This window comes from Curtobacterium sp. VKM Ac-1393, from assembly GCF_015350995.1.
Lineage (GTDB): Bacteria > Actinomycetota > Actinomycetes > Actinomycetales > Microbacteriaceae > Curtobacterium.
The window spans coordinates 1-3,827 of the sequence record NZ_JADKRW010000015.1 but is presented as its reverse complement, the minus strand read 5'-3'; the positions used below and the strand labels follow the sequence as shown (position 1 = coordinate 3,827).

Below are 3,827 nucleotides of genomic sequence, written 5' to 3'. Positions count from 1 at the left end.
ACGGGTACGCGTCGGATCTCAGGCGTACAGACGACGGATTTGCCTATCGTCAGCCCTACATCCTTACACCAGGTTCACCTTACGGATACCATCGCCTGGCTCAGCTACCTTCCTGCGTCACACCTGTTCATACGCTAACCGCACCAGCATGGGGTCGAGCGTTAGACCGGCCACCATCACCCCGAAGGGATCCGGACAGTCCGGGTTAGGACTCTTAGCACCACTGGATTAGCTTGGGCGGTTGTTCGCCGGTACGGGAATATCAACCCGTTGTCCATCGACTACGCCTGTCGGCCTCGCCTTAGGTCCCGACTTACCCAGGGCGGATTAACCTGGCCCTGGAACCCTTGGTCTTTCGGAGGACGGGTTTCTCACCCGTCTTTCGCTACTCATGCCTGCATTCTCACTCGTGTAGCGTCCACGGCTGGATCACTCCGCCGCTTCACTCGCCACACGACGCTCTCCTACCACTCCGCACGACTGAACCACAAAGGCTTGTCTATAGTGCGAAATCTACAACTTCGGTGGTGTGCTTGAGCCCCGTTACATTGTCGGCGCGGAATCACTTGACCAGTGAGCTATTACGCACTCTTTCAAGGGTGGCTGCTTCTAAGCCAACCTCCTGGTTGTCTATGCAACTCCACATCCTTTCCCACTTAGCACACGCTTAGGGACCTTAGTTGGTAGTCTGGGTTGTTTCCCTCTCGACGATGAAGCTTATCCCCCACCGTCTCACTGCTGCGCTCTCACTCACCGGCATTCGGAGTTTGGCTGACGTCAGTAACCTGTTGAGGCCCATCGGCCATCCAGTAGCTCTACCTCCGGCGAGAAACACGCAACGCTGCACCTAAATGCATTTCGGAGAGAACCAGCTATCACGAAGTTTGATTGGCCTTTCACCCCTATCCACAGCTCATCCCCTCCATTTTCAACTGAAGTGGGTTCGGTCCTCCACGACGTCTTACCGTCGCTTCAACCTGGCCATGGATAGATCACTTCGCTTCGGGTCTAGAACATGCGACTCAAACGCCCTATTCAGACTCGCTTTCGCTACGGCTGCCCCACACGGGTTAACCTCGCCACATATCACTAACTCGCAGGCTCATTCTTCAAAAGGCACGCCGTCACCCCTACTAAGGAGGCTCCGACGGTTTGTAAGCAAACGGTTTCAGGTACTATTTCACTCCCCTCCCGGGGTACTTTTCACCTTTCCCTCACGGTACTTGTCCGCTATCGGTCATCTGGGAGTATTTAGGCTTATCAGGTGGTCCTGACAGATTCACACGGGATTTCTCGGGCCCCGTGCTACTTGGGATACACATCCGGCCATAACACCATTTCGTCTACGGGGCTGGCACCCACTACGGCCCGGCTTTCAAACCGGTTCGACTATGATGCGCTGTAACCGCCCCAGTCCGGCAGAACTGAGTGACGTGTCCCACAACCCCGACCATGCAACGCCCGCCGGCTATCACACATGATCGGTTTAGCCTCATCCGCTTTCGCTCGCCACTACTCACGGAATCACATGTTGTTTTCTCTTCCTGTGGGTACTGAGATGTTTCACTTCCCCACGTTCCCTCTACCCGCCCTATATATTCAGGCGGGAGTCACCAGGTCACAAAAGCGCCCAGCGGGGTTTCCCCATTCGGAAATCCTCGGATCAGGGCTCGATTATCAGCTCCCCGAGGCTTATCGCAGATTTCTACGTCCTTCTTCGGCTCCAGATGCCAAGGCATCCACCGTTTGCTCTTAGAAACTTGACCACAAAGATTAAAATTGCGATCCGTCATCACCCACAACCATCAGCTTAGAAAGCCTCTGATCGATTGGATGACGCGAATCAAAGATGCTCGCGTCCACTGTGTAGTTCTCAACATACGATCGGCACCACACTCCCCACCGTCCGTTGACAGTGCTTCATGCGGCCCGGCGAAGGACCCGCAGGCCCAACCCCCACCAGACACTCTCATGTCAGCAGGAAGCCTGGTCCCTCAGGACCCAACAACGTGCACCAGCCAGCAGCTCCACCCCAACCCGTCCCAACCCTGCAAGCAGAGCGTACTGAGGTCGGAAGCATCACTCCCAACTGCACTGTCAATGTTCCACCCATGAGCTACCGGCAACCACGTTCGGGTTACTCGGCGCCTGGACCCACCACGCACCCCGAAGGACACGCCATGAGCCAGATGCTCCTTAGAAAGGAGGTGATCCAGCCGCACCTTCCGGTACGGCTACCTTGTTACGACTTAGTCCTAATCACCGATCCCACCTTCGACGGCTCCTTCCACAAGGGTTAGGCCACCGGCTTCGGGTGTTACCGACTTTCATGACTTGACGGGCGGTGTGTACAAGGCCCGGGAACGTATTCACCGCAGCGTTGCTGATCTGCGATTACTAGCGACTCCGACTTCATGAGGTCGAGTTGCAGACCTCAATCCGAACTGAGACCGGCTTTTTGGGATTCGCTCCACCTTACGGTATCGCAGCCCTTTGTACCGGCCATTGTAGCATGCGTGAAGCCCAAGACATAAGGGGCATGATGATTTGACGTCATCCCCACCTTCCTCCGAGTTGACCCCGGCAGTCTCCTATGAGTCCCCGGCATAACCCGCTGGCAACATAGAACGAGGGTTGCGCTCGTTGCGGGACTTAACCCAACATCTCACGACACGAGCTGACGACAACCATGCACCACCTGTACACCGACCACAAGGGGGCGACCATCTCTGGCCGTTTCCGGTGTATGTCAAGCCTTGGTAAGGTTCTTCGCGTTGCATCGAATTAATCCGCATGCTCCGCCGCTTGTGCGGGCCCCCGTCAATTCCTTTGAGTTTTAGCCTTGCGGCCGTACTCCCCAGGCGGGGCGCTTAATGCGTTAGCTACGACACAGAAACCGTGGAAAGGTCCCTACATCTAGCGCCCAACGTTTACGGCATGGACTACCAGGGTATCTAATCCTGTTCGCTCCCCATGCTTTCGCTCCTCAGCGTCAGTTACGGCCCAGAGATCTGCCTTCGCCATCGGTGTTCCTCCTGATATCTGCGCATTCCACCGCTACACCAGGAATTCCAATCTCCCCTACCGCACTCTAGTCTGCCCGTACCCACTGCAAGCCCGAGGTTGAGCCTCGGGATTTCACAGCAGACGCGACAAACCGCCTACGAGCTCTTTACGCCCAATAATTCCGGACAACGCTTGCACCCTACGTATTACCGCGGCTGCTGGCACGTAGTTAGCCGGTGCTTTTTCTGCAGGTACCGTCAAGAGCAAGCTCCCTTCTTCCCTACTAAAAGAGGTTTACAACCCGAAGGCCGTCATCCCTCACGCGGCGTTGCTGCATCAGGCTTTCGCCCATTGTGCAATATTCCCCACTGCTGCCTCCCGTAGGAGTCTGGGCCGTGTCTCAGTCCCAGTGTGGCCGGTCACCCTCTCAGGCCGGCTACCCGTCGTCGCCTTGGTGAGCCATTACCTCACCAACAAGCTGATAGGCCGCGAGTCCATCCCCAACCAAAAAATCTTTCCACCACCAGACCATGCGGCCGGCAGTCATATCCAGTATTAGACGTCGTTTCCAACGCTTATCCCAGAGTCAGGGGCAGGTTACTCACGTGTTACTCACCCGTTCGCCACTAATCCACCCAGCAAGCTGGGCATCATCGTTCGACTTGCATGTGTTAAGCACGCCGCCAGCGTTCGTCCTGAGCCAGGATCAAACTCTCCGTAAAAAAATACAGACCCAACACCCGAAGGCATCAGACCGAGTTGATTCTGACTGTTGACTGTCTACTGACAATCTTCAATCCAAAAGGAATTGCATCATGACC

General features: G+C 55.8%; 2 rRNA genes (1 of these 2 running past the window's edge). Both read right to left on the bottom strand.

The features are described 5' to 3' along the window. A 23S ribosomal RNA gene (locus ITJ59_RS18835) occupies window positions 1-1,766 on the bottom strand; it reaches 1,277 nt to the left of the window's first position. A gap of 434 nt (window positions 1,767-2,200) precedes the next feature. Further along, window positions 2,201-3,728, bottom strand: a 16S ribosomal RNA gene (locus tag ITJ59_RS18830). Together the 16S and 23S rRNA genes form the textbook arrangement of a ribosomal RNA operon. Between the last annotated feature and the right edge of the window lie 99 nt (window positions 3,729-3,827).